A 23673-nucleotide genomic window follows, 5' to 3' on the forward strand; every position below is an offset into this window, starting at 1 on the left:
GCTTTGTAAGCGGTTTTCGGCGTGGCCTTTGGCCCAGCGATTTACAACATGGGTGCCTCCTGCTACGACCCCCGCCGATGCGGGCAGGTGAAACAGGCGGTCGCCCTGTTGCCCGGTTCGTATGATATCTCCCACAAAAAGGGACTTTTGGTTCTGTCATGACCGCTGAACAGATACCCCGGCAGCCGCCGATGATACTATTGATCAATCTAGCTGACAGTGTTGACCGGCTGCACAGTGCAACCGGCTTTCTTGACGCGGCCGGGCTCGCGGCACAGCGCGTCGATGCGGTCGATGGGCACAAGACCGATCTGACCGCGCGCCCGGAATATGACGCAGCGCTGGCGCGCCGGTGGTACGGGCGGGATCTGGCCGCCAGCGAGATCGGCTGCTTTCTGAGCCACCGCAAATGCGCGCAGATGTTTCTGGACTCGGATGCCGATTACGCGCTGGCGCTGGAGGACGATCTGGTCATGCCAGCCGACTTCGCCTCGGTACTGGATCACACGCTGGACTGGCTGGCGGCGCATTATGCCGGGCGCTGGGACGCGGTGAATTTCGGCGCGGCGGCGCGCAAGGTCCTGACCCCGCTGGAGCGGATGACTTTTTCGGGCGGCGAGACGCAGCTTTGCGCGGCGCATATCTTTCCTCTGACCTGCACGGCGATCCTGTGGTCGCGTGAGGGGGCCGAATGGTTCCTGCGCGACACTGCGGTAATCTATGCGCCGATCGATCAGTTCTTGCGCAATCGGTGCACCCGGTCGGATCGCGGCCTGGCCTTCGACGTGCCGCCGATTTCCACTACCGGGGCCGAAAGCACCATAGATTATGCGCTGGCCAAGGCGCACAAACAGGATCGGCGCAGGCAATGGCGCAAGCATATCGCCCGCAAGTTGCAGCACCAGAAATACAAGTTCACCGCCCTGCGCAACAAGTCGCGGTTCAGGCCGGTCGGCACATCCTGACCGGCCCCGCACTGCGGTGGAATGGGCTTGCGGGCCGTCTTATTCGCCGGGCCGTTTCAGCGTGAACACTTCGGTCACCCGCGCGTAATCGCGATAGCCCAGCCGCGCGAGCGGCTGAAACCGGGTCACGTCGAAGGCGCCCGCGACCAGACAATCGTCGCGCATATGCACGCCGGTGACCTCGCCGAACACCGCGAAATTCGCAGCGCCGGGCAATTGCACGATCTGGGTCAGTTTGCATTCCAGACTGGCCGGCGCCCCGGCGACGCGCGAACAGGCGATGGTTTCGCAGGCGGCCTTCTCGATCCCGGCCTTGCCGAACTCGTCCACCTCGCGCGGCCACGGGCCTGAGGTCTGATTCATCACGTCGCGCATCGCATATTCGACGATATTGACGCAAAACACGCCGGTGTCGCGGATATTGGCGACGCTGTCCTTGGTGTCGCCCCGGTCCGGCTTGGCCGAGGTCGAGGCGAACATCACCTGTGGCGGTACATAGGCCACGGCGTTGAAAAACGAATAGGGTGCCAGATTGTCCTGCCCGTCCGCGCTGCGGCTGGAAACCCAGCCGATCGGGCGCGGGGTGACGATGGCGTTGAACGGGTTGTGCGGCAGACCGTGGCCATCTTCGGGGCGATAGAACATGGGCGCTTCCTTTGCTCGGGTTTGCCCCAGACCTAGCCCCGTGCTAGGGGCGTTTCCAGCAGGAATTCGAGGGGCAGGGCGTGATCCGTCTGGAAGAAGAGCAGGCCGCCGACTGGTGGGAGGTCGAGGCGCTTTATGATCTGTGTTTCGCGCCGGGGCGCGAGGCGCTGTCGTCCTACCGTCTGCGCGACGGGGTGGCGCCGGTGGCGGGGCTGTGCCTTGTGGCGCGCGACCCTGACAATATCGTGGCTGGCGCGATCCGGTTCTGGCCGGTGCGCGTGGGCGGCCACGCGGCGTTGCTGCTGGGGCCGGTCGCGGTGCACCCGACCCATCAGGGCGAAGGGTTGGGCGCGCTGTTGATCCAAGAGGCGCTGCAGCGCGCCACGGCCATGGGCTGGGCCCGGGTGATTCTGGTAGGCGACGCGCCCTATTACGGCCGGTTCGGATTCACCCGGCTGGACGGGGTCGAGATGCCGCCGCCGACCAATCCCGACCGGGTGCTGGGCATCGCGCTGCAGGATGGTGCCTGGGCGGGCGTGACCGGCCCGGTCGAGCGTGCCGCGCCCTGAACCGCTTGCACAGACCCCGCCGCGCCCCCATCTTTGCCAGGCAGATGAGGGAGTTGCCCCGTGACCGAAGCCGTGACCGATACCGTAACCGACAACGCCGTTCTGATCCCGACGCCCGAAACCGCGGTGGCGCTTGACGCGCTGGCGCGGCGCTATCGCGCGGCGGGCGGAATCGGCATGCATGTGCTGACCTTGATCGGCGGGCGGGCGGAAAACCTGCTGGAACGGTTGCCCGATCCGGTCAAGGACCGACTGGACGGCGCCACCCTGCGCGCGCTTGAGGTGGCCGCGAAGGCGGCCGGGCGCTCGCGCGGCGGGGCGCTGCCCGATGGCGGCGCCTGGGCCAACACCGCCGTGACCACGGTGATGGGGGCGGCGGGGGGCTTTGGCGGGCTGCCGACGGCGCTGGCCGAGCTGCCGGCGACCACCACGGTGCTGTTGCGCGCGATTCAGAGCATCGCCGAAAGCTATGGGTTCGACACCAACGATCCGCAGATCCGGGCGGCCTGTATTCAGGTCTTCGCGGCGGCGGGGCCGCTGGCCGATGATGACGGTGCCGATCTGGGCTTTCTGGCGGCGCGGGTCACGCTGACCGGCGCATCGGTTCACGGGCTGATCGCCAAGGTCGCCCCCCGGCTGGCCGTGGCGATGGGCCAGAAACTGGCGGCGCAGACCGTGCCGGTGGTCGGCGCGGTGGCCGGGGCGGGGATCAATTTCGCCTTCAGCCGCTATTATCAGGAAATCGCCCATGTGCGGTTCGGGCTGAAACAACTGAGCCGCGACAGCGGCGTGGACGAGGCATTGCTGGTGGGCGAGCTGCGCGCGCGGATGACGCGGTCCGGGCGGCTGCGCTAGGAACCTATACGGCCCAGTCGCGGCTGCGCATCCAGTCCAGGATCGCCGGGCGCACCGATTGCGCACCGCTGTCGCGGGCCGCTTCGATCACCGCGCGGGCCTCGTCCAGATCGGTCTTGCGCAGTACATGCTTGACCGGCCCGACCGAGGCCGGGCGCATCGACAGGATGCGCAGCCCGATGGCGGCAAAGCACAGCGCCTCGATCGGGCGGCCGGCATCCTCGCCGCAGAACGACAGCGGCGTGCCGGTTTCCGCGCAGCGGGCAACGATCTGTTCCAGAAAGGTCAGGAAGCTGACATTCAGCGTGTCATAGCGGCGGCGCACGCGCTCGTTCTCACGGTCGGCGGCAAAGAAGAACTGCTTCAGGTCGTTGCCGCCGATCGAGATGAAATCGGCCATTTCAAAGAATTTGCGGGGGGCAAAGGCCAGGCTGGGGGTTTCCAGCATTGCGCCCACCTCGACCTTTTCGGGCACGGGGCGGCCCAGCAGGGCCTCCTGCTCCAGCACCCGCATCAGATGGTCGCGCGCTTCGGTGAATTCCTCCATCTGGGCGACGAAGGGAAACATCACCGACAGCGGGCGTCCGGCGGCGGCGCGGATCAGCGCCTGCAACTGCATCCGCATCACGCCGGGCTTGTCCAGCCCGACCCGTATCGCGCGCCAGCCAAGCGCCGGGTTCGGTTCGTCCTGCGGCTTCATGTAGGGCAGCACCTTGTCCGACCCGATATCCAGGGTGCGGAACACCACGCGCCGCCCGCCGGCCGCATCCAGCACCCGCGAATACAGCGCCGCCAGCTCGCCCCGGCGCGGCACCTTGCTGCGGATCAGGAATTGCAGTTCGGTTCGGAACAGGCCCACGCCTTCGGCCCCCGATCCTTCGAGCGAGGGCAGATCGGCCATCAGCCCGGCATTCATATGCAGCGCGATATGGGTGCCGCACAGGGTTTCGGCGGGCTTGTCGCGGATTGAATCGTAGCGTTCCAGCGCCTTGGCCTGCATCGCGATCTTGTCGCGAAAGGCGGCGGCGACCGTTTCTTCGGGGCGCAGATGGGCCACGCCCTGACCGCCATCGACCAGGATCGCGTCGCGATTCAGCGCCTCGGTGGTGATGCGTTCGGCATTGATGACCAGCGGGATCGCCAGCGCGCGCGCCACGACCGCCGCATGACTGCCGACCGAACCCTCCTCCAGCACGATCCCCTTCAGCTTGCGGCCATAGGCCAGCAACTCGCCCGGGCCGATGTTGCGGGCCACCAGGATCGGGTCATGCGGCATCTCGGCCCCGGTTTCCTGGCCTTGTCCGGTCAGGATCCGCAACAGCCGGTTCGACAGATCGTCCAGATCCTGCAGCCGTTCGCGCAGATAGGCGTCGGGCACGGTTTCCATCCGGGCGCGGGCGACCGACTGTTCCTTTTCCACCGCCGCCTCGGCCGACAGGCCGCGGTCGATATCCTCTTCCATCCGGCGCTTCCAGCCGCGCGAATTGGCAAACATGCGGTAGGCTTCGAGCACCTGAAGCTGCTCGCTGTCGCCGGTCCCCGCCAGATTGAGCATATCGTCGACCGACAGGCGCAACTGATCCACGGCGGCGTCCAGCCGCTCTTTTTCGAACTGCGGATCGTCGGCCACCGGGTTGGTCACCACCACGCGCGGTTCGTGCAGCCAGACCCGGCCCGCGGCCACGCCTTCCTGCCCGACGCCGCCGCGAAAGGTGACCGGCCGCTGGTGCAGCGCCGACATGGCGGCCTCTTCGCCGATGAAGGCGCCGAGTTCGGTCATCTCGGCCAGAACCATGGCAACCACTTCCAGCGCGTATACCTCGTCGTCGGAAAACTGTCGCGCGGTCTTGGACTGTACGACCAGAACGCCCAGGCGTTCGCCCAGCCGCTGAATCGGAACCCCCAGGAACGAGGAATAAATCTCCTCGCCGGTTTCGGGCATATAGCGAAAGCCCTTTTCGGCCGGGGCGTTGCCGGTGTTCACCGGGCTTGCGGTGCGGGCGACGCGGCCGACCAGGCCTTCGCCGATACGCATCCGGGTGATGTGCACAGCTTCGGCTTTCAGGCCTTCGGTCGCGCACAGTTCCAGCGTTTCGGGGTCGCGGAACAGATAGATAGAGCACACTTCGGTGCGCATCGAATCCGCGATGATATGGGTGATGCGGTCCAGCCGTTCCTGCCCCTTGCCGGGCTCGGCAAGGGTGTCGCGCAATCGGCGCAGCAGTTTACGGCTTTCGCTTTCGCTATGGTCGGGCATTTGCCCCCGTCATTCAGGCTGCGTTTTCCAGTCCGAACGCATCATGGAGGGCTTGCACCGCAAGTTCCATATATTTCCGGTCGATCAGTACCGAAATCTTGATCTCGGAGGTTGTGATGACCTTGATGTTGATCCCCTCGGAGGAGAGCGCGTTGAACATCTGGCTGGCCACGCCGGCATGACTGCGCATGCCGATGCCCACCACGGAAACCTTCGCCACGTCGGTATCGGCGACCAGGTTGTGAAAGTTGATTTCGCCCCGGTCCTTGGCGGCGTTCATCGCGGCCTCGGCGCGGGCGACCTGATTGACCGGGCAGGAAAAGGTCATGTCGGTGCGCCCCTCTTCACTGATGTTCTGCACGATCATGTCCACATTCACCCCCGCCTCGGCCAGCGGGCCGAAAATGGCGGCGGCGATACCGGGGCGGTCGGCCACCGAAAGCAGGGTCATTTTGGCCTCGTCACGCACATAGGCGATACCGGAGACGACATTCTTTTCCATGATCTCTTCCTCGTCGCAGACAAGTGTACCGGAATTTTCGGTGTTTTCCTCGAAACTGGACAGCACCCGCAGGCGCACCTTATAGCGCATCGCCAGTTCGACGGAACGGGTTTGCAGGACCTTCGCGCCAAGGCTGGCCAGTTCCAGCATTTCCTCGAACGCGATCTTGTCAAGCTTGCGGGCCTTGTCCTCGATCCGGGGATCGGTGGTATAGACGCCGTCGACATCGGTATAGATGTCGCAGCGTTCCGCCCCGAACGCGGCGGCAAAGGCCACGGCGGTGGTATCGCTGCCGCCCCGGCCCAGCGTGGTGATCCGGCCCTCGGGGCTGATACCCTGAAAGCCCGCAACCACGGCCACGCGCATGCCTTCGGCGAATTTGGCGTCGATATTGGCGCGCGGGATTTCCTCGATCCGGGCCGAGGAGTGGGCGCTGGTGGTCTTCAGCGGCACCTGCCAGCCCTGCCAACTGCGCGCCGGTACGTCCATTTCCTGCAGCGTCAGCGCCATCAGCCCGGCGGTCACATTCTCGCCCGAGCTGACCACGGCGTCATATTCGCGCGCGTCGAACAGCGGCGAGGTCTGCTCGACCCAGCCGACCAGTTCGTTGGTCTTGCCGGACATGGCCGATACGATGACGATCACGTCATAGCCGCGCTCGACCTCGCGCCTGACCTTGCCGGCCGCGTTTTTGATACGGTCGAGATCGGCCACCGAGGTGCCGCCGAATTTCATCACAAGAACCGGCATTGAATGGCCCCCTTGACCCGTCCGCCCAAATCGAGCGTTTCTTATGCGGCGCGGGGCCGCGTTGCAAGGGCCGCGGGATCGGGTGACACGGATCCGTCGCAATCGCGCGCTAAGCGGGAATGATGCGTGCAGAACCGAAGGACAGGCCATGCCGGAGCAGACCGAAACCGACAGCGATATTCCCGATCACGCCCGGACCGCGCGCGCGCTGCATACGGCGCTGGCCGATCTGCGCGTGGCGCTTGTGGCCGGATCGGACCGGACCATGGTGCGCTGGGCCGATGTGGTGATCCGGCCCGAGTTTCAGGATTCCGCCCGCAACCTGGCCGATTATCTGGCGTTGCGCCGGGCTGATTTCAGCGCGTTACAGGCCCCGCTGGCGGCTCTGGGCCTGTCGACGCTGGGCCGGGCCGAGGGCCATGTGCGCGCCAGTATCGACGCGGTGCTGGCCTCGCTCGCACTGATCGGTGGCGCCGCATCGGCGCACTATCCCGCGCCTGCGGCGTTCGAGGCTGGCCATGCCCTGCTGGGCGCGCGGCGCGATGCGCTGTTCGGCGGCGGCGCGGGGGCGCGGCGCACCCGGATCATGGTCACGCTGCCGACGGCAGCGGCCGAGGATCCGGCGCTGGTGCACCGCATGGTGGCCGAGGGCGCCGATTGCGCGCGGATCAACTGTGCCCATGACGGCCCCGATGTCTGGGCCGCGATGATTGAAAATGTGCGCCGGGCTGCGGACGCGGCGGGCCGGGCGGTGCCGGTGCAGATGGATCTGGGCGGCCCCAAGCTGCGGATCGAGGCGCTGAGCAGCACCAAGAAACACCGTCTGTTCCCGGGTGACCGGTTCGCGCTGGCCGAGCGCATCAAGAAAGGCGACAATCTGCTGACCGCCACGCTGACCGATCCGGTGTTGCTGACCCATCTCAAACCCGGCGCGCCGGTCTGGATCGACGACGGCAAGCTGCGCGCGCGCGTGGTCGAGGCCGAACCGTGCCACGCAGTTCTGGAAGTGACCGGCGCCCCGGCCAAGGGCGCACGGATCAAGCTGGAAAAGGGTGTGAACCTGCCGGGGGTCGATCTGGCGATCCCGGCACTGACAGCTGACGATCTGGAAAGCCTCGATTTCGTGGTGGGCCATGCCGACCTGGTCGCCTTTTCCTTTGTCCAGACGCCCGGCGATGTGGCCGCGCTGATCGCGGCGATGGAAGCGCGGGCCGTGCCGGACCGGCCGCTGCCCGGCATCATGCTGAAGGTGGAAACCCCGCTGGCGGTGCGCAACCTGCCCGAACTGATCGTCGCGGCGGGCGGGCGGCTGCCGGTGGCGGTGATGATCGCGCGCGGGGATCTGGCGGTCGAGATCGGGTTCGAGCGGTTGTCGGAGATCCAGGAGGAAATCCTGTGGCTGTGCGAAGCGGCGCGGGTGCCAGTGGTCTGGGCCACCCAGGTGCTGGAAGGATTGCTGAAACAGGGGCAGGCCACCCGCGCCGAAACCACCGATGCGGCGATGGGCCAGCGCGCCGAATGCGTGATGCTGAACAAGGGGCCCTATCTGCCCGAGGCGGTGGCGTTTCTGAGCGGCATCCTGACGCGGATGGACCGGCACCAGAACAAGAAATCGGCCCGGCTTGGCCAGCTTCACGCCTGGGGCGAGATCTGAGGCGCGGCTTTAATAGGGATGCGGCTGGCCGTCCCATGTCTCGAAACAGCCGGTGGTGGTCAGCGACAGCGCGCTGAACCGTGCCATCAGCCCGGCGGCGGCCTCGTCCACACTGATCGCGGCCCCGGCGCCGCCCATGTCGGTGCGCACCCAGCCAGGATGGTAGATGCCCACGGCGATGCCCTGCGGCGCCAGATCGGTGGCCAGATTGCGGCCCAGGTTCAGCGCCGCCGCCTTGGACGCGCGATAGATGTAGGACCCGCCCGGGGCGCGGGTATGCGATGCCATCTGCGACGAGATGATCGTGATTTTCGGATTGGCCGACAGGCGCAGATTGGGTAGCAGCGCCTGCACTGTCAGGAATACGCCGGTGACGTTGGCGGCGAAGCTTTGCGCCCACATCGCGGGCGGATAGCCGTCGTCGAGGGGGTGACCGCCGTCCAGATAGACCCCCGCATTGCATACCAGAAGGTCGATCGCACGGCCGGTCAGCGCCTGCGCCATGGCGCGCTGCGCGGCCGCATCGGTCACGTCCAGTCGCTGCCAGTCGGCGCCCGGCAGATCCGGCGCGACGTCGCTGCGGGTGGTGCCGATCACGGCAGTGCCCTGCGCGGCGTAGTTTTGGGCCAGTTGCAGCCCAATGCCGCGATTGGCGCCGGTGATCAGAACGGTCATGGCGGGGTCCTTAATTGCTTTTGCGGCCGGGCATGAAGGGCAGAGGCGCCACCGGCACCCCGTCCTCGATCAGTTTCCTGGCCTCGTCCAGTTTCGCCTCGCCATAGATTGCGCGCGCGGGCGCGTCGCCGTCGTGAATGCGCCGCGCCTCTTTGGCGAAATCGCGGCCGACATAATCCGAGTTCGCCTCGATCTTGCGCTTCAACTCGGTCAGGGCCTGTTCGGCGGGCGAGGCCGGCGCGCTGAGCGGGCGTTCGGGCGCGGCGTCGGACGCCGTGGCGGCGGTGGCGGCGCCGATGCGCGGCGCCATCAGCCCCTTCTCGACCTCGCTGCCGCCGCAGACCGCGCAGGCAACCATGCCCGCCGCCTGAAGCTTTTCGAAGGCTTCGGCGGACTGGAACCAGCTTTCAAACCGGTGGCCTTGCTTGCAGTTCATGGCGTAGCGGATCATGGGGGCTCCGTCAGTGGGTGGAACAGCTAAAATAGGCGAAACCGCCGCGCGATCAATGCCCTGTGTGGTGCGTCACCAGCGCAGGCGATGCGGGTCGAAGCTCAGGATGATCTGGGCCAGTTCGGCCTCATCGACCCGCGCGGCGGCCTTTTTCAGGGTAAACCATTTGCGCTTGCGCTCGCCCTTTTCGGGGAAATCGGGGGCCAGCCGCTTCACCTTCAGGGCAAACACCGCGACGATGCAGGGCAGGGGGGCGCTGTCCGGCATCAGCTTGTCATAGGAATAGATGCCCAGCACGAAATCATGGGTGCGTCCCTCGGCGCCGGCCTCTTCCCAGGCTTCCTGGGCGGCGGCCTGGGCGGGGGTCAGCCCGTCCATCGGCCAGCCCTTGGGCACGACCCAGCGCCCGGTGTCGCGGCTGGTGATCAGCAGGACCTGGGGCTTGTCCTTGACGATCCGATAGCAAAGCGCGGCAAACTGCGTCCGGGCGTCGCGTTTTTGCGCACGCCCGACTGAAATCGGCAGCTGAGTCGTTCTTTGCAGTGTCACGATCTGCTCATCATCCAAATTGCGGCCGGCATTTGCTCCGGGTTAATATTACGTCTCATATTATCGGCCAATATGTCCAAACATCAACCAAGCCGCGGTCTGCGCGTGGCAGAAATGCCCTAATGCTGGCTTTGCGGATCAACCGCAGGGTATAGTTCATCGGGGCGGGGCGCAACATGGCGAAGGACGGATTGCAGATGCGGCGGCTGATTGGACTGGTCCTTTGGGCATTGGCGCTGACGCTGCCTGTGGCGGCGACCGAAGACTTCAGTTTCGCGTCGATCGATGGCGGGCGGATTCGGCTGAACGACTGGGCCGGGCAGCCGGTTCTGGTGGTCAACAGCGCCTCGCTGTGCGGGTTCACCCCGCAGTATGAAGGGTTGCAGGCGCTTTACGACCGCTACGGCGACCGGGGGCTTGTGGTGCTGGCGGTGCCGTCCAACGATTTCCGCCAGGAACTGGCCACCGAGTCCGAGGTGAAGGGGTTTTGCGACACGACCTTCGACCTGAACCTGCCGATGACCGAGATCACCCATGTGCGCGGGCCGCAGGCGCATCCGTTCTACCGCTGGTTGGCCGACACGGCGGGGTTCGAGCCGCGCTGGAACTTCAACAAGGTCCTGCTGGGCCCCGACGGGCAGGTGGTGGCGACATGGGGCGCCAGGGTCACGCCGGAAGCGCCGCAGATCATCCACGAGATCGAGGCGCTGCTGCCCCGGTAACGGCCCTGGTGACCGGCCCGGCGACAGGTGTCGCGCGGTACGGGGCATGTCCTTTGTCACGTCCCGTGGTGCGGGCGCAGGCCGGGGTCGCCGGTCAGATCCGCCAGCCGGTCCAGGATCGGGGCCAGACCGGCGCTGCCTTGCAGGGCCTCGATCACCGTGGCGGCGGCCTGTGTCATGCGGCGGCGCGCGGCGTCGTCGAGGGACAGAAGGGCATGGGCCAACGCATCGGCACTGTCGATCATGGCCGAGCCACCCGCCGCCTGAAGCCCTGCGTAAATCTCGGCGAAATTGTCCAGATGCGGCCCGTGCAGCAGGGCGCTGCCGTGGCTGGCCGGTTCGAACGGGGTGTGCCCGCCCCGCGCCACCAGCGAACCGCCGACGAAGGTGGTCGCGGCCAGATCATACCACAGCGGCATCTCGCCCAGCGTATCGGCCAGATAGACCGGGTGTTGCGCATCGGGCAGTTCTGCCGCGGAACGGGTGGCGCAGCCCAGCCCCTGACGCGCGATCAGCGCCTGCACCTCGGCCCGGCGGCGCGGATGGCGCGGGGCCAGGATCAGCCGCAGATCGGGGCGCCGGGCATGGGCCTTGCGAAAGCCAAGCAGGATCACCTGTTCCTCGCCCTCGTGGGTCGAGGCCGCCAGAACGGTGTTCACGCGCGGCAGCAGCGGGGCCAGCCGCGCCTTTTCATCCGCATCGAAACCGCCGGGGGCGGCGCGGGTTTTCAGGCTCAGCACCGGGCCGGTTCGGTCCTCGGGCAGGCCAAGTGCCTGAAACCGCGCCTCGGACGCGGCATCCTGGGCCGACAGATAGCTGATCGCGCCGATCACCTGACGCGCCAGCCCCGGCATCCGGCCCCAGGTGGCGGCGCTTTTGTCCGACATCCGGGCCGACAACACCACCACCGGGCGCGACAAGGCGCGCATCGCGGCCATGCGATTGGGCCATAGTTCACTTTCGATCAGGATCAGCGCGTCGGGCTGCCAGTTGCCGATGAAGCGGCGCAACGTCAGCCGGTAATCCAGCGGCGCCAGCCGGGCCGACACCCGCGCCAGACCCCAGCCCCGCACCAGCGCGCGCCCGGTTTCGGAATTGCAGGTCACGATCAGCGTCAGCTTGTCATCGCGCGCCAGCAGCGCGTCGATCAGCGGGCGGGCGGCGGTCGCCTCGCCGTTCGAGGCGGCATGCAGCCAGATCACCAAACCCCGGCCCATCCGGCCGGGGCCGTTGCCGCCCAGCCGCTCGACCATCTGCGCGCGCCCGCCACGCCACAGGCGCAGGACGAAATAGGGGGCGGCGAGGCTTAGAAGAAGGCGGTAAGCAAACACACGGCACGCTCTTGCGAAGGGTGCCCTAGGCTTACGCGGGGGGCGGGGCGCAGGCAAGGGGCGGGTGGCGTGAGGCAAACTAGAATGATTCTAACGAAATTGATCTGGATCAAGGCCGGTACTTGAGGTGCAGGCATCCTGTAGCCGGACGCGCGAGAAATTCGAACACGAACAATAGGTGATCCTATGAAACGTCTTCTTGCGTCCTTCCTTGTGACAACCGCGATGACGGGCGCTGCTGCGGCCGACGACCTGCGCGACGCGGCGCTCGACTTCTTCCAGCCGCTTCCCTCTACCGTGCCGCAGATCGCGGACAATCGGGTCACGCCCGAAAAGATCGCGCTGGGCAAATCGCTGTTCTTCGATCCGCGGCTGTCGGCCTCGGGGGTGTTCAGCTGTTATTCCTGCCATAACCTGGCCACCGGCGGGGATGACAATCAGGAAACCTCGATCGGCCATGGCTGGCAGAAGGGGCCGCGCAATTCGCCGACCGTTCTGAACGCGGTGCTGAACGAGGCGCAGTTCTGGGATGGTCGCGCCGATGACCTGAAGGCCCAGGCCAAAGGGCCGATCCAGGCCGGGGTTGAAATGGCCAACACGCCGGAGAACGTGGTCGTGACGCTGAATTCGATGACCGATTACGTGGCCTGGTTCAACGCGGCATTCCCCGATGACGGCGAGGCGGTCTCGTTCGACAACATGGCCCGCGCGATCGAGGCGTTCGAGGCCACGCTGATCACCCCCGCGCCGTTCGACGCCTTCCTGAACGGCGATGACATGGCACTGACCGACATGGAGCGCGCGGGGCTGGAACTGTTCATGGACAAGGGCTGCATCGCCTGCCACAGCGGCGTGAATGTGGGTGGTGAGGGCTATCACCCGTTTGGCCTGATTGAAAAACCCGGTGCCGATATCCTGCCGGTGGGCGACAAGGGCCGGTTCGCGGTGACCGACACCGCGGATGATGAATACGTGTTCCGTGCGGCACCTTTGCGCAACGTGTCCGTGACCGCGCCCTATTTCCATTCGGGCAAGGTCTGGGATCTGAAGGTCGCGGTGCAGATCATGGCCGAGTCGCAGCTGGGTGAGGAACTGGCCGACGAAGAGGCCGATCAGCTGGTGGCGTTCCTGGGCACCCTGACCGGCACGGTGCCCGAGGTCACGGTGCCTGTGCTGCCGACCGAAACCGCAACCACGCCGCGCCCGACGGCCGAAGTGATCATCGAATAGGGCGGGCATGCGGGACTGAGGAAAGGCCGGCCAGCGTGCCGGCCTTTTTCGTGACGAAACGATTGCCCGGGCTTCAGGGCTGCGCGTGATCTTCCCAATCGGCGCGATAGCGGCCTCGCCAGTCAAGACTTACCTCATCCGCCAGTTTGGCGACGCCTGGCGCCACGCCGGCAGCTATTTCCGGGTCAAGTCCAAGATGGCGCAGGATGGTGGCAAGCACGTTTTTGGGGGCGAAGGAAAGCGATTCATATGTAATGCGAAGCGGCGCAACCCGTTGCTGTTCGAACCAAAGGTTCCATTCGCCCTCAAACGCTTCAAACTTCTGAACATGTTGCCGGAGGAGGTCAGCATCGTATTCGGGCGCTTTGGGCGGCGCGGTGCGCTCTATTTCCGTTCCGTCCGGGGCAACGTGCCAGAGACCGGTCTGCATGGCCTTGGCGTAGGAAATCGCCTGAGCAACTTTGTCCAGGCGCGACAGATGGATGTAGAGGGTTCGACCGAAAGCGCTTTCAAAACGTGCGGCGTCGTCGGGAAGGTTCGGATGCAGGATGTCGAGCCGGGCAGACAGCTCTTTGGTGTTTTCCATCATGAGACGAACCCCAAAGACGCCTGTCGCGCCGCGCCCTTCACGCAGTACCGCCGCCAAATACGCTCGATTGAATTCAAGCGCGCTGCACTCATCCGGGGCAGGGACCCCCAAATGCGCTGCCCACCGCGAAATCGATTGTCGCCGAAAGAAAGAGTCCGGCTTTCCGGCAGCATTGGTCGACGCCAACAGGCCGCACAAAAGTGTGCTTCCTGTGCGTGGCGTGGCACAGATCACGTAAGAGTCATATCTTGCCGAACCGGTCATTCCGTATCCAGGCGATATTTCAAAAAGAGGGTGCCACCATATTCGACCTCTCCGACGAACCGGGCGCCGAGCCGCGCAAGCCCCCCAAGGCGCGTGCGCGACGGCGGCAGAAGGAATGTCACGAAGGGAATTCGTTCATCAGCCCTGGCGAACGCGATTGCCTTCCTGGCGATCGGCACGCCAAGCCCAAAGTTGTCGGGCCTCAGCACCAGGCCGAAATCCCATTCGTCGCCTTCCTTCTGAAATCCGCCCCAACCGACATAGGCGCCGTCACAGAGGATCGCCCAATGGCCAAGCCCGTCGCGATGCCAGCACGCCTCCTTGGCGGCAACGAATTCGGTAACGGCGTGCCGGTCCCATTCGAAGGTAAGAAGGGGCATGTGTGCCGCGACGCGGGGATCGGACATGTGGGCCATGATCGCGTCGGGCGAAATGTCCGGCAACCGCGCGAAGGTGAGTGTGCGTCTGGATTCGATCGTCATGTCAGCCCGCATCCCGGTAAAAACCGAAGCATTCATTCGTATGGCCGACGGCTCGGCTGCCATGTGTGCCGCCCGAGAGTTAGCGCCAGGGACGGTGTGTCGAAAGCCTATATAGAGCGCGCAGCGTTTTTTACAGTGACTGTTGTCTGTGGGGTCCCGCATCCTGGAGCACTGTTTCGCGTGGGGATGTTTGAATGGTCGCGTCTTCCACCCGCCATTTCGCTCTCGAATGACTCCGGTGCTGCCATTACGGTGCCAATTTGAGTGGAGGCGAGTAGGAGAATCGAACTCCTGTACACGGATTTGCAATCCGCTGCGTAACCACTCCGCCAACTCGCCAGCGCCGCGCCGACATAGCGCAAGCATTCCCGGGGTGCAATCCCCTTGCGCGCGGCGCTGGCATGTTGCCGTGCCCGCGTTTCTGTGGCATGACGGAATGGACCTCAACTAGACCGAAGAGTTTAGTCCCATGACAGATTACGCGATGCGCCGTCGGATGATGGTGGACAGCCAGGTCCGCCCCTCTGATGTGACCAAGTTTCCGATCATCGATGCCATGCTTTCCGTCCCGCGCGAAAACTTCGTGCCCACGGCCCGGCGCGAGGCGGCCTATATAGGCGAGAATGTCGATCTGGGCGGCGGCCGCGTGATGCTGGAGCCGCGGACCCTGGCCAAGATGCTGGATGCGCTGGATATTCAGCCCGACGAACTGGTGCTCGATCTGGGTTGCGGGCTGGGCTATTCCAGCGCCGTCATCGCGCGGCTGGCCGAGGCCGTGATCGCGGTCGAGGAAGACGGCGACATGGCGGCCGAGGCGCAGGCCACCCTGTCGCAGGCCGGGGTGGACAACGCGGCGGTGATCGAAGGGCCGCTGGCCCAGGGCGCGGCCAAGCACGGCCCTTATGACGTGATCACGATTCAGGGCGCGGTGGCGCATCTGCCGGACGCGGTTGTCGATCAACTGCGCGAAGGCGGGCGCATGGCGGTGCTGTTCATGGAAAACGCGCTTGGCGTTTGCCGGATAGGGTATAAAATCGACGGCAGAATGACCTGGCGCTTCGCTTTCAACGCAGGGGCGCCCGTGCTGCCGGGATTCGAGCGCCAGCGCGCATTCGTATTGTAAGGCCCTCAGGGGCCGCAGGAAGCCGGGCGGCGACAGGCAAGAGACGCCCCCGGTCAGTCGGAATGGACAGAGGCAGATGCAGATGAAAAAGGTTATTCGGGGTGCGATGGCGGGGCTTCTGTCAGCGGTCTTTCTAAGCGGCGGGGGGGCAGCCCCGGCGCGGGCCGAAACCCTGACCGACGCGCTGATCCTGGCCTACCAGAACAGCGACCTGCTGGAACAGAACCGCGCGCTGCTGCGGGCCACCGACGAAAACGTGGCGCAATCCATTGCCGCGTTGCGGCCGGTGATCAGCTTTATCGCCAATGGCAGCTATACCGACACCTCGGTGACCTCGGACACGACCGAGGCCTACATGACGCTGAATGCCAGCCTGTCGATCTATGACGGCGGCGCGAACCGTCTGGCCGTCGAGTCGGCCAAGGAAACCGTGCTGTCGACCCGCGCCAGCCTGCTGAATATCGAGCAGTCGGTGCTTTTGTCGGCGGTGCAGGCCTATATGGATGTCAGCAGCGCGATCCAGAATGTCGCGCTGGGCAACAACAACGTGCGCCTGATCACCGAGCAGTTGCGCGCCGCGCAGGACCGGTTCGAGGTGGGCGAGGTCACGCGCACCGACGTGTCGCAGGCCCAGTCGCGTCTGGCTGCGGCGCAAAGTTCGCTTGTGGCGGCGCAGGGCGCGCTGGCCGTGGCCCGCGAATCCTACAAGCTGGTGATCGGTCGCTATCCCGGCACGCTGACCGGCACACCGCGCACGCCCGCGCTGCCCAAGACGCTGGAAGAGGCCAGCGCGATCGCGCAGCGCAACCATCCCAGCCTTGAGGTGGCCCAGCGTCAGGTTACCGTGTCCGAGTTGACGCTGGCCCGGGCCCGGGCCGCGCGCAAGCCGTCGATCACGGCGGGGGCGAACCTGTCCCATAACGATAACAGTCTTGAAAGCAGCTCGATCGACCTGACCCTGACCCAGCCGATCTATGCTGGTGGCGGGCTGGTCTCGGCGGAGCGGCAGGCGCTGGCGAACCGGGATGCGGCGCTGTCGAACCTGCATTATGCCGTGCGCCAGATCGAGCAGGGGGTCGGCAACGCCTGGGCGCAGCTTGCGGTGTCGCGGGCCCAGCTTCGCGCCAGCGATCAGCAGATTCGCGCCGCACAGCTTGCCTTCGACGGGACCAAGGAAGAGGCCCGGCTGGGCGCGCGCACCACGCTAGAGGTTCTGGACGCCGAACAGGAACTGCTGGATGCGCGGACCGGACGGGTCGAGGCCGAGGCGACGCAATATGTGGCCTATTATCAGGTGTTGTCGTCCATGGGCTTTCTGACGGTGGAGCATCTGAACCTTGGCATTCCGACCTATGATCCCGCCGCCTATTACAATGCGGTCAAGAATGCGCCGGTGCGCAGCGTGCAGGGCGACCGGCTGGAAAAGGTGCTCAAGAGCATCGGGCAGGAGTAAGACAATACCATTTGTTGTGTGATGGCGCGGCTCGCGCTACCATACCTGCATTGTTTGTCAGAGGAACGCGGATGCCCGACCCGATCAAGCATATGGAAATCGAAGATGTGCTGTCGTCGATCCGGCGGCTTGTCGCGGATGAGACGGCGGACCGGGTCGTGCCCACAGCTCTTCGGGCCGAGGGACGGGTGGCGGCCTCTGCGGGCCGTTTGGTGCTGACCCCGGCGCTGCGGGTAGAGCAGCCGGATGCGACGCCCGCACCCGCAGAGGTGCCGCAAGAGGCGGAGGCTGAAGCCCCCCGGGCTCCCGCCGGTGCCCCGGTGGGGGAAGACACGGATTTGGCGCCGGAACAGACCAGCGAGGCTGCGCCGCACCCGGTCGATTCCTGGGAAGAGGTCTCGCTTGAGGATCGCATAGCAGAGCTGGAAGCCGCGGTTGCGGGCTGTGAAGAGGAGTGGGAGCCCGATGGCAGCGAGTTGGGCCCGCATCGTACCTTCAGTCTGGACGATCTGATTTCCAGCCGGGCCGAACCCGCTGAACCTGCGGTCATGCCCGAAGAGGTGGAGGCCGAAGCGGCAGGGCCGACCGTCGAAGCCGCCACCGTGCCCGACACCGAATCGGACAAGACCGGGGACGAGGCGAACATGTTCGGCGGCGACCCCGACGTGCTGGACGAAGACATGCTGCGCCAGTTGGTCAATGACATCGTCCGCGAAGAACTGCAGGGCGATCTGGGCGAACGCATCACCCGCAATGTGCGCAAGCTGGTCCGCCGCGAAATCAACCGCGCGATGGCCAGCCGCGATTTCGAATAAGACCGGCACGGCCTCTGCTTCCCGCATCACGGCACAACGAAAAACGCGCCCGGCAAGGGCGCGCTTTTCTGACCTTTGGCAGCAGAATAGCGATCAGGCGGCTTCGGCCTGCTCCTGTATGTGGCGGCGTTCGCTTTCCTCGCGCGACAGCGCGACCGACGTGCGCACACCTTTGGAGACGAACTCCATCAGCCCGGACACGACGCGCTCGTTGGGATCGATCCCGGCGCAGGACAGCACTTCGCGTCCATCGCGGGACCGCGCCCACCGGGCGATCTGCTCGGGGCCGTTACCATATTTCTTATCGTCTGCAATCGCATCGTCCAATGCGGCCAGAACCACTGCGGCGAATAGTTTTCGCGCGCGGTTGCCCTGTTCGTGGTTGAATGCGGTGCCATCAACGAAATCGACCATCTCGTCGTCCTTTTATTCTTGCTCTTGCGTTTTTTGGCGTGCCGCCGAATATGGCGGTTTTGTTGCGATTCGGTATTTCCCATTTGGAATGTCACCTATGCACATTGCGCATGGCTTGTCCCGATGTTTTACCGCATCTAGTCGTCTTGCCAGCCTTGGGTGGTCAAGATATAGGTGCGGTCAAATTCCAATCAACCTTCCGTCCAGGTTTTATCCAATGGCCAAGATCAACGGTAACGAAATCCGCCCCGGCAACGTGCTGGAACATAATGGCGGCCTGTGGGCCGCCGTGAAGGTGGACCATGTCAAGCCCGGCAAGGGTGGCGCGTTCGCACAGGTAGAACTCCGCAACCTGCGCAACGGTTCCAAACTGAACGAAAGATTCCGCAGCGCCGACAAGGTGGAGCGGGTCCGGCTGGAGCAGAAAGACCAGCAGTTCCTGTATGAAACCGACGGGATGCTGGTGTTCATGGACACTGAAACCTATGAGCAGATCGAGATGCCCGCCGAGATTTTGGGCGACCGCCGCCCGTTTCTGCAGGACGGTATGACCGTGGTCATCGAATATTACGAGTCCGAGGCGCTGAACGCCACGCTGCCGCAGAAGGTGACCTGCAAGGTGGTCGAAACCGAGCCGGTGGTGAAGGGGCAGACCGCCGCCAACAGCTTCAAGCCCGCGATCCTGGACAATGGGGTCAAGGTGATGGTGCCGCCCTTCGTCGGGCAGGACGAGGATATCATCGTCAACACCGAGACCATGGAATATTCCGAACGCGCCTGATCGGGCCCTGCGCCCGGTGCGGATTTACTGTGGGTGCGGGGTGACCGTGGCATAGAAGGCGGTCAGATCCTTGCCCGGCTCGGGTTTGAACGCGGCGCCCTTTGTAAGGGTTTCGATCCGGTCCAGCCGGAACACGCGGAAATCCTCGCGCAGTTCGCACCAGGCGACCAAGGTCCAGACCTTGCCCCAGAACCACAGGCCCAGCGGGCGCACGCGCCGGGTGGTGATCTGGCCCGCAGCGTCGCGATAGGACAGGGTCAGGCGCTGCCGGGCCTCGGTCGCCTGATCCAGCTGGTCGATCAGTGCGCGCTGGGTCTCGGTCATTTCCAGCGCGGGCCGGGCGTGGATCTGCACCGATTGCGCGCGGGCGCGGGCGGCGTCGGGCAGCACGGCGTCGATCTTGTCCAGCGCGTTTTCGGCGGCGCGGGCCATGTCCAATGTCCAGCCCGCCCCAGGCGCGGATCAGCCGGGCCCGGCGACCAGCGCGGCGATTTCGTCGGTGGTGAACATCAGCGGCGGCAGATCATAGCCGCTCCGCATCAGATAACCCAGGCCCGCCTCGCCATCGATCGGTACGCCGTAACCGATCAGATCGGCGATATCGCGATAAATCGTGCGCTCGGACACCTCCAGATTTTCGGCCAGATGGCGCGCCGTCAGCAGCCGACCGCCCCGCAGATACTGAACGATCTGGAACAGGCGGTCGGCGCGGCGCATCAGGCGGCCGTGTGGGGCTGGAAGAGGCCGATGGAATTGCCGTCGGGGTCTTGCGCATAGGCAAAGCGGCCGGGCGGGATGGTGATGATCGGGCTGACCTCGGTTCCGCCCGCGGCCACCAGCCGTTTCATCGCCGCTTCGACGGTGTCGGGCACACACAGGTGAATGGTCGATCCGGTTCCGGGGGCGGCCGGGATGCCGGGCATCAATTGGGCCGAGACGCCGCCCCCATCGGCAGCATAGCGGATCACCGTGCTGGGTGCCGGGCCGCTGTCGTCGGGCGTGAGTTCGAAATCAAAAACCTTACGGTAGAAATCGGTGGCGGCGGCCAGGTCGGTGACTTTGATTTCGGTCCAGACGGCGGGGTTTTCGGGGATAAAAGGCATTGGCAGGGTCCTTGTGGTTGGCTGGCAGTGAACCGACCATGCCAGAGTCCCCCTGACAGCGTTGTGTCAGGTGGCTTTACCGGAGAGCCCTCAGCCGTCCCGGTGCAGGATGGCATCCCCAGCCTGCATGTCGCCCGTGGCCCGATCAAAACGCAGCCAGGCGATGGCGCGCCCGCCCGATTGGGTAAACAGCGTGCCGGCCGGTTTGTCATCGGCCGTGATCGTGGTGCCCACCGGCGCGGCACCTTCGATCCGCACCGTCGCCAGCCCCTTGCGCAGTTCGGTCTTGTGCTTCATCCGCGCGGTGACCTCCTGGCCCACGTAACAGCCCTTGCGGAAATCGACGCCGTGCAGGCGCTCGAACCCGGCTTCCAGCAGATAGGTGTCCTCGGGGATCAGCTCGATCCCGGTTTCGGGGATGCAATGGGCGACGCGGATCGCGTCCCAGTCGATCTGCGGCGCGCTGCCGGGCCGGTCGGTGTACATTCGCCAGCCCAGTGCCGGGTGGCGCGGATCGGGCAGGGCGCCTTCGGGCGCATCCCCCAACCCGCGCAGGACGTGCAGCGCCGAGGGTGTGATCGCCACATCGGCGCGCAGCTTGTACATGCTCAGACGGCGGGCCAGCGCCGGGGCCAGATCGGTTTTCACATCCAGCAGCACCGCATCGCCGTGCGCGGTCAGAAAGAAATCGGCCAGATACTTGCCCTGAGGCGTCAGCAGCGCGGCATAGATCAGCCGCCCCTCGGGCGCGGTGACATCGTTCGACACCAGCCCTTGCAGAAAGTGCAGCCGATCCGCGCCGGTGATTTCGAAAACGGTTCTGTCGGGGGCGGTTTCGCCGGTCATGATCTGTTATTCCCAGTTCGGGCGCGCGTTTCAACTATAGGGAAAGCTGTGCCGGGGGGCCAAGCCGACAAGGCCGACGGGGGAAAAATCTTCACGAAGATTTTTCCGGCCGAAGAATTTTCGTGAAAATTCTTCCATCCTGCGGGTCAGACGTCTGTCGCGAATTGCAGTTTGTACAGGCCCGAATAGACCCCGCCCTGCGTGATCAGCGCGTCATGGCTGCCTTGTTCGACCACCTGGCCCTTGTCCATCACCACGATCAGATCGGCGTCGCGCACGGTCGCCAGCCGGTGGGCGATGACCAGCGTGGTGCGGTTCTGGCTAAGCCGCTCCAGCGCTTCCTGCACCACCCGTTCGGATTTCGCATCCAGCGACGAGGTCGCCTCGTCCAGCAGCAGGATCGGCGCGTCGCGCAGCAGGGCGCGGGCGATCGCCACGCGCTGGCGCTGACCGCCCGACAGGCTGCTGCCGCGCGGGCCGCAGGGGCTGTCCAGCCCGTTGGCCAGGTTGGGCAGGAAATCAGCGATATGGGCGGCCTCCAGCACCTCCTGCAGGCGGGACTCGGATACGTCCGTGCGGCCCAGCAGGATATTGTCGCGCAGGGTTTCGTCGAAAAGCTGTGCATCCTGGGTCACGACCGAATAGTTGCCGCGCAGATCGGGCAGCGCCATCTGGTCGATCGGAATGCCGCCCAGGGTGATGGTGCCCTGCTGCGGCTCGATCAGCCGGGTCAGCAGGTTGAAGACGGTGCTCTTGCCCGCGCCCGATGCGCCCACCAGTGCGGTCATCTGCCCGGCCTTGGCGGTCAGCGACAGCCCTTGCAGCACCGGCGCGGTGTCATAGGCCAGATGCACGTTGTCGAGGACGATATCCGCCTGCCCCGGTGCGCAGCTCAGACGCCGGGGCCGGGCGGGGGACAGGATGGTGGGCTGGGCCTCGAACACCTCGTGCAGCCGCTCGATGCTGGACAGCGCGACCTGCCACGCCCCGGAAACGTTGCCGATCCGGCGCAGCGGCTCGAACACCAGGGCCATGGCGGTAAAGAAGCTCATGAATTCGCCCACGGTCTTTTCGCCGTCGATGATCTGAAGCCCGCCATAAGACAGCACGCCCAGAAAGCCGAGGCCCGCCACCACGTCGATCAGCGCGGGGATACCCGCCTGACCGGCGGCAGACCGGATTTGCGCGCTGATGAAGCCCGCCAGCGTGTCGTTGAAGCGGCCGCTTTCGCGCGCTTCCATCCGGTTCAGCTTGATCGTGGTGACGCCGTGGAAAATCTCGTCCAGCCGGGTGGCGATGGCGGCGGCGGCGGCGCGCGCGGTGCGGGTGGTGCTGCGCACCCAGCGCTGAAGCGTCATGAGCGGCAGCACCAGCAGCGGCACGCCCGCAAGCGCGATCAGCGTCCAGACCCAGTCGACCGACAGCGCCACCGCAAACAGAGAGAGCGCCGCGATCACGTCGCGCCCGCCGGCGGCCAGCACGGTGGACCAGATGCCGGCGGCGGCACCGGTATCGCCGCGCACCCGCTCGATCAGGTTGCCCGGCGGGGTCTTTTGGAACCACGCGGTATCGAGGGTCAGCATATGCGCCACCAGATCGCCCTGCAGCGCGGCCGACACCTTCTGCCCGATGCGGGCCATCAGAACGCGCTGGCCAAAGCCGGTCAGCGCGCGCAGCACGAACACCGCGAAGATGCCGCCGGCCACCAGCGCCACCGCCGCACGATTGCCGTTGACGAAGACCTCGTCGAACATCGGTTTGACGATGTAGCTGAGCGCGCCCATCATGCTGCCCTCGATGCTCATCAGCACCAGCGCGAGTCCGATCAGCGGGATATGGCGACGCAGATAGTCGCGCCACAGCCAGCCGGTCAGCGACAAGGCCTTGTCGGGCGGCGTACGGGGCGTGTCCGTTTCGGTCGCGGCTGGATCAGCCATCGCCGCGCCCCCGTGCCTGCTGGAACGACGCGGTCAGCGCCTTGGGGTCATAGCGGCTCTCGATCCAGTCGCGGATCGCCATCGGCTGTTGCGCGATGTCGGCGGCATAGGCGTCAAGCATGTGATCAAGGATGCCGGTGCTGTCGTTCTTCAGGTGCAGATAGCGAAAGCTGAGCTGCCTGGCGGCCTCGGTCACCGGCCGCCCCTCGGCGTGCAGCAGATACAGCGCCGACGCAAGGCCCGCCCGGTCGGCCCCGGATTTGCAATGCATCAGGAACGGCTTTTCGATCGTATCGAACAGATCGAGCAGCGCCAGAAGCTGCGCCTTCGGCGCCAGCACGCGCGCCGAGATCGAGATCATGTGCAGCGTGATGCCCAGGTTTTCGCAGCTTTCGACTTCGAACAGGTGATGACTTTTCGGCGCATCCCCGCGCAGGGTGATGATGCTGCGGATGCCCATCGCGTGATAGCGGCGCAGACGCTTGGGCGAAGGCTGGTTCGAGCGCCAGACCCCCGGCGCGATCTCGTCCAGATTGGTCCACAGAACCCGCAGAAAGGCATGGTCCATCAACTGAAAATGCCAGAACGCGGCGCGGCGGCCCTGGGCCGAGGAAAAATCGTTTCCGAAGGATTGCCGCAGGTTGCGCTCGGCAGTGTCCAGACGGGTCTTGAGCTGGTTGAACATGGGCGCTTTCTGCCGGATCGGAACAA

General features: G+C 65.4%; 26 protein-coding genes and 1 tRNA gene. 10 read left to right on the top strand and 17 right to left on the bottom strand.

Annotated elements, in window-relative coordinates:
- The first annotated feature begins 191 nt into the window (after positions 1 to 191).
- Positions 192 to 965 (top strand): glycosyltransferase family 25 protein, encoded by a 774-nt coding sequence (locus tag ACSR1C_RS08000; protein WP_460258700.1) that lies wholly within the window; start codon positions 192 to 194, stop codon positions 963 to 965.
- Positions 966 to 1004: 39 nt separating this feature from the next.
- On the opposite strand, the gene ACSR1C_RS08005 is transcribed toward ACSR1C_RS08000, so the two are convergent.
- Positions 1005 to 1610: a flavin reductase family protein gene (locus ACSR1C_RS08005; protein ID WP_460258699.1), complete on the bottom strand. Its 606-nt coding sequence runs from the start codon at positions 1608 to 1610 to the stop codon at positions 1005 to 1007.
- Positions 1611 to 1690: 80 nt separating this feature from the next.
- Here ACSR1C_RS08005 and ACSR1C_RS08010 point away from each other — a divergent pair, with 80 nt between their 5' ends.
- Positions 1691 to 2179 carry a GNAT family N-acetyltransferase gene (locus tag ACSR1C_RS08010; protein WP_460258698.1) on the top strand — a complete coding sequence of 163 codons (489 nt, stop codon included), beginning with the start codon at positions 1691 to 1693 and terminating at the stop codon, positions 2177 to 2179.
- Positions 2180 to 2239: 60 nt separating this feature from the next.
- Complete coding sequence (locus tag ACSR1C_RS08015; RefSeq protein ID WP_460258697.1) at positions 2240 to 3034, top strand: EcsC family protein; 795 nt, start codon at positions 2240 to 2242, stop codon at positions 3032 to 3034.
- Positions 3035 to 3038: 4 nt separating this feature from the next.
- Here ACSR1C_RS08015 and ptsP read toward each other — a convergent pair whose 3' ends face one another.
- Together ptsP and ACSR1C_RS08025 are read right to left on the bottom strand one after the other, a co-directional pair.
- Positions 3039 to 5291 (bottom strand): phosphoenolpyruvate--protein phosphotransferase, encoded by a 2253-nt coding sequence (gene ptsP, locus ACSR1C_RS08020; protein ID WP_460258696.1) that lies wholly within the window; start codon positions 5289 to 5291, stop codon positions 3039 to 3041.
- A 13-nt stretch (positions 5292 to 5304) separates the two neighbouring features.
- On the bottom strand, positions 5305 to 6543 hold the full coding sequence (locus tag ACSR1C_RS08025; protein WP_460258695.1) for an aspartate kinase: 1239 nt from the start codon (positions 6541 to 6543) through the stop codon (positions 5305 to 5307).
- Positions 6544 to 6691: 148 nt separating this feature from the next.
- On the opposite strand from ACSR1C_RS08025, the gene ACSR1C_RS08030 reads away from it, so the two are divergent.
- Positions 6692 to 8197, top strand: a complete 1506-nt coding sequence (locus ACSR1C_RS08030; RefSeq protein WP_460258694.1) for a pyruvate kinase — start codon at positions 6692 to 6694, stop codon at positions 8195 to 8197.
- A 9-nt stretch (positions 8198 to 8206) separates the two neighbouring features.
- On the opposite strand, the gene ACSR1C_RS08035 is transcribed toward ACSR1C_RS08030, so the two are convergent.
- From ACSR1C_RS08035 to ACSR1C_RS08045, 3 genes are all read right to left on the bottom strand, one after another.
- Positions 8207 to 8872, bottom strand: coding sequence for an SDR family NAD(P)-dependent oxidoreductase (locus tag ACSR1C_RS08035; protein ID WP_460258693.1), 666 nt, complete (start codon positions 8870 to 8872; stop codon positions 8207 to 8209).
- Positions 8873 to 8882: 10 nt separating this feature from the next.
- On the bottom strand, positions 8883 to 9323 hold the full coding sequence (locus ACSR1C_RS08040) for a DUF1178 family protein (RefSeq protein WP_460258692.1): 441 nt from the start codon (positions 9321 to 9323) through the stop codon (positions 8883 to 8885).
- Between the two features lie 72 nt (positions 9324 to 9395).
- Entirely contained in the window at positions 9396 to 9872 is a 477-nt protein-coding gene (locus tag ACSR1C_RS08045) for an NUDIX hydrolase (RefSeq protein WP_460258691.1), read from the bottom strand.
- Positions 9873 to 10048: 176 nt separating this feature from the next.
- Between ACSR1C_RS08045 and ACSR1C_RS08050 the strand changes: the two genes are divergently transcribed.
- A complete protein-coding gene (locus ACSR1C_RS08050; protein ID WP_462596918.1) occupies positions 10049 to 10594 on the top strand; it encodes a glutathione peroxidase in 546 nt (181 codons plus the stop codon).
- A gap of 56 nt (positions 10595 to 10650) precedes the next feature.
- Here ACSR1C_RS08050 and ACSR1C_RS08055 read toward each other — a convergent pair whose 3' ends face one another.
- Positions 10651 to 11925 carry a 3-deoxy-D-manno-octulosonic acid transferase gene (locus ACSR1C_RS08055; protein WP_460258689.1) on the bottom strand — a complete coding sequence of 425 codons (1275 nt, stop codon included), beginning with the start codon at positions 11923 to 11925 and terminating at the stop codon, positions 10651 to 10653.
- Positions 11926 to 12111: 186 nt separating this feature from the next.
- Here ACSR1C_RS08055 and ACSR1C_RS08060 point away from each other — a divergent pair, with 186 nt between their 5' ends.
- Entirely contained in the window at positions 12112 to 13155 is a 1044-nt protein-coding gene (locus tag ACSR1C_RS08060) for a cytochrome-c peroxidase (protein ID WP_460258688.1), read from the top strand.
- Positions 13156 to 13228: 73 nt separating this feature from the next.
- On the opposite strand, the gene ACSR1C_RS08065 is transcribed toward ACSR1C_RS08060, so the two are convergent.
- The 3 genes from ACSR1C_RS08065 to ACSR1C_RS08075 all read right to left on the bottom strand — a co-directional run bounded on the left by ACSR1C_RS08065 (position 13229) and on the right by ACSR1C_RS08075 (position 14829).
- Positions 13229 to 14008 (bottom strand): Stf0 family sulfotransferase, encoded by a 780-nt coding sequence (locus ACSR1C_RS08065; RefSeq protein WP_460258687.1) that lies wholly within the window; start codon positions 14006 to 14008, stop codon positions 13229 to 13231.
- A complete protein-coding gene (locus tag ACSR1C_RS08070; protein ID WP_460258941.1) occupies positions 14005 to 14490 on the bottom strand; it encodes a GNAT family N-acetyltransferase in 486 nt (161 codons plus the stop codon). The genes ACSR1C_RS08065 and ACSR1C_RS08070 overlap by 4 nt, the downstream gene beginning before the upstream one ends.
- A gap of 265 nt (positions 14491 to 14755) precedes the next feature.
- Positions 14756 to 14829: transfer RNA gene (locus tag ACSR1C_RS08075), tRNA-Cys, on the bottom strand.
- A 130-nt stretch (positions 14830 to 14959) separates the two neighbouring features.
- Here ACSR1C_RS08075 and ACSR1C_RS08080 point away from each other — a divergent pair.
- The 3 genes from ACSR1C_RS08080 to ACSR1C_RS08090 all read left to right on the top strand — a co-directional run bounded on the left by ACSR1C_RS08080 (position 14960) and on the right by ACSR1C_RS08090 (position 17881).
- Positions 14960 to 15613, top strand: coding sequence for a protein-L-isoaspartate O-methyltransferase family protein (locus ACSR1C_RS08080; protein WP_460258686.1), 654 nt, complete (start codon positions 14960 to 14962; stop codon positions 15611 to 15613).
- Positions 15614 to 15695: 82 nt separating this feature from the next.
- Positions 15696 to 17066: a TolC family outer membrane protein gene (locus tag ACSR1C_RS08085; protein ID WP_460258685.1), complete on the top strand. Its 1371-nt coding sequence runs from the start codon at positions 15696 to 15698 to the stop codon at positions 17064 to 17066.
- Between the two features lie 71 nt (positions 17067 to 17137).
- Positions 17138 to 17881 (top strand): hypothetical protein, encoded by a 744-nt coding sequence (locus tag ACSR1C_RS08090; RefSeq protein WP_460258684.1) that lies wholly within the window; start codon positions 17138 to 17140, stop codon positions 17879 to 17881.
- A gap of 93 nt (positions 17882 to 17974) precedes the next feature.
- Here ACSR1C_RS08090 and ACSR1C_RS08095 read toward each other — a convergent pair whose 3' ends face one another.
- Positions 17975 to 18295, bottom strand: a complete 321-nt coding sequence (locus ACSR1C_RS08095) for a DUF6280 family protein (RefSeq protein ID WP_460258683.1) — start codon at positions 18293 to 18295, stop codon at positions 17975 to 17977.
- Positions 18296 to 18512: 217 nt separating this feature from the next.
- Between ACSR1C_RS08095 and efp the strand changes: the two genes are divergently transcribed.
- Positions 18513 to 19076, top strand: coding sequence for an elongation factor P (efp, locus tag ACSR1C_RS08100; RefSeq protein ID WP_460258682.1), 564 nt, complete (start codon positions 18513 to 18515; stop codon positions 19074 to 19076).
- 24 nt (positions 19077 to 19100) lie between these two features.
- On the opposite strand, the gene ACSR1C_RS08105 is transcribed toward efp, so the two are convergent.
- The 6 genes from ACSR1C_RS08105 to ACSR1C_RS08130 all read right to left on the bottom strand — a co-directional run bounded on the left by ACSR1C_RS08105 (position 19101) and on the right by ACSR1C_RS08130 (position 23647).
- Positions 19101 to 19508: a helix-turn-helix transcriptional regulator gene (locus ACSR1C_RS08105; protein ID WP_460258681.1), complete on the bottom strand. Its 408-nt coding sequence runs from the start codon at positions 19506 to 19508 to the stop codon at positions 19101 to 19103.
- A gap of 30 nt (positions 19509 to 19538) precedes the next feature.
- Positions 19539 to 19793 carry a helix-turn-helix transcriptional regulator gene (locus ACSR1C_RS08110; RefSeq protein ID WP_460258680.1) on the bottom strand — a complete coding sequence of 85 codons (255 nt, stop codon included), beginning with the start codon at positions 19791 to 19793 and terminating at the stop codon, positions 19539 to 19541.
- Positions 19793 to 20179, bottom strand: a complete 387-nt coding sequence (locus ACSR1C_RS08115; RefSeq protein ID WP_460258679.1) for a VOC family protein — start codon at positions 20177 to 20179, stop codon at positions 19793 to 19795. Before ACSR1C_RS08115 ends, ACSR1C_RS08110 begins: the two co-directional genes overlap by 1 nt.
- Positions 20180 to 20269: 90 nt before the next feature.
- Complete coding sequence (gene ygfZ, locus ACSR1C_RS08120; protein WP_460258678.1) at positions 20270 to 21025, bottom strand: CAF17-like 4Fe-4S cluster assembly/insertion protein YgfZ; 756 nt, start codon at positions 21023 to 21025, stop codon at positions 20270 to 20272.
- A gap of 146 nt (positions 21026 to 21171) precedes the next feature.
- Positions 21172 to 22962, bottom strand: coding sequence for an ABC transporter ATP-binding protein (locus ACSR1C_RS08125; RefSeq protein ID WP_460258677.1), 1791 nt, complete (start codon positions 22960 to 22962; stop codon positions 21172 to 21174).
- A complete protein-coding gene (locus ACSR1C_RS08130; protein WP_460258676.1) occupies positions 22955 to 23647 on the bottom strand; it encodes a phosphatase domain-containing protein in 693 nt (230 codons plus the stop codon). The genes ACSR1C_RS08125 and ACSR1C_RS08130 overlap by 8 nt, the downstream gene beginning before the upstream one ends.
- Positions 23648 to 23673 lie beyond the last annotated feature (26 nt).

This window comes from Actibacterium sp. D185-2, from assembly GCF_054954595.1.

Bases quoted from the DNA above. Each gene is read 5' to 3' on its own strand.
- ACSR1C_RS08110 (WP_460258680.1), bottom strand. From the start codon at position 19,793: ATGCGCCGCGCCGACCGCCTGTTCCAGATCGTTCAGTATCTGCGGGGC.
- ACSR1C_RS08080 (WP_460258686.1), top strand. From the start codon at position 14,960: ATGACAGATTACGCGATGCGCCGTCGGATGATGGTGGACAGCCAGGTC.
- ACSR1C_RS08065 (WP_460258687.1), bottom strand. From the start codon at position 14,008: ATGACCGGTTCGGCAAGATATGACTCTTACGTGATCTGTGCCACGCCA.
- ACSR1C_RS08130 (WP_460258676.1), bottom strand. From the start codon at position 23,647: ATGTTCAACCAGCTCAAGACCCGTCTGGACACTGCCGAGCGCAACCTG.
- ACSR1C_RS08060 (WP_460258688.1), top strand. From the start codon at position 12,112: ATGAAACGTCTTCTTGCGTCCTTCCTTGTGACAACCGCGATGACGGGC.
- ACSR1C_RS08000 (WP_460258700.1), top strand. From the start codon at position 192: ATGATACTATTGATCAATCTAGCTGACAGTGTTGACCGGCTGCACAGT.
- ACSR1C_RS08125 (WP_460258677.1), bottom strand. From the start codon at position 22,962: ATGGCTGATCCAGCCGCGACCGAAACGGACACGCCCCGTACGCCGCCC.
- ACSR1C_RS08005 (WP_460258699.1), bottom strand. From the start codon at position 1,610: ATGTTCTATCGCCCCGAAGATGGCCACGGTCTGCCGCACAACCCGTTC.
- ACSR1C_RS08090 (WP_460258684.1), top strand. From the start codon at position 17,138: ATGCCCGACCCGATCAAGCATATGGAAATCGAAGATGTGCTGTCGTCG.
- ACSR1C_RS08085 (WP_460258685.1), top strand. From the start codon at position 15,696: ATGAAAAAGGTTATTCGGGGTGCGATGGCGGGGCTTCTGTCAGCGGTC.
- ACSR1C_RS08095 (WP_460258683.1), bottom strand. From the start codon at position 18,295: ATGGTCGATTTCGTTGATGGCACCGCATTCAACCACGAACAGGGCAAC.
- ACSR1C_RS08050 (WP_462596918.1), top strand. From the start codon at position 10,049: ATGGCGAAGGACGGATTGCAGATGCGGCGGCTGATTGGACTGGTCCTT.
- ACSR1C_RS08115 (WP_460258679.1), bottom strand. From the start codon at position 20,179: ATGCCTTTTATCCCCGAAAACCCCGCCGTCTGGACCGAAATCAAAGTC.
- ACSR1C_RS08040 (WP_460258692.1), bottom strand. From the start codon at position 9,323: ATGATCCGCTACGCCATGAACTGCAAGCAAGGCCACCGGTTTGAAAGC.
- ACSR1C_RS08035 (WP_460258693.1), bottom strand. From the start codon at position 8,872: ATGACCGTTCTGATCACCGGCGCCAATCGCGGCATTGGGCTGCAACTG.
- ygfZ (WP_460258678.1), bottom strand. From the start codon at position 21,025: ATGACCGGCGAAACCGCCCCCGACAGAACCGTTTTCGAAATCACCGGC.
- ACSR1C_RS08105 (WP_460258681.1), bottom strand. From the start codon at position 19,508: ATGGCCCGCGCCGCCGAAAACGCGCTGGACAAGATCGACGCCGTGCTG.
- ACSR1C_RS08030 (WP_460258694.1), top strand. From the start codon at position 6,692: ATGCCGGAGCAGACCGAAACCGACAGCGATATTCCCGATCACGCCCGG.
- ACSR1C_RS08025 (WP_460258695.1), bottom strand. From the start codon at position 6,543: ATGCCGGTTCTTGTGATGAAATTCGGCGGCACCTCGGTGGCCGATCTC.
- ptsP (WP_460258696.1), bottom strand. From the start codon at position 5,291: ATGCCCGACCATAGCGAAAGCGAAAGCCGTAAACTGCTGCGCCGATTG.
- efp (WP_460258682.1), top strand. From the start codon at position 18,513: ATGGCCAAGATCAACGGTAACGAAATCCGCCCCGGCAACGTGCTGGAA.
- ACSR1C_RS08070 (WP_460258941.1), bottom strand. From the start codon at position 14,490: ATGACGATCGAATCCAGACGCACACTCACCTTCGCGCGGTTGCCGGAC.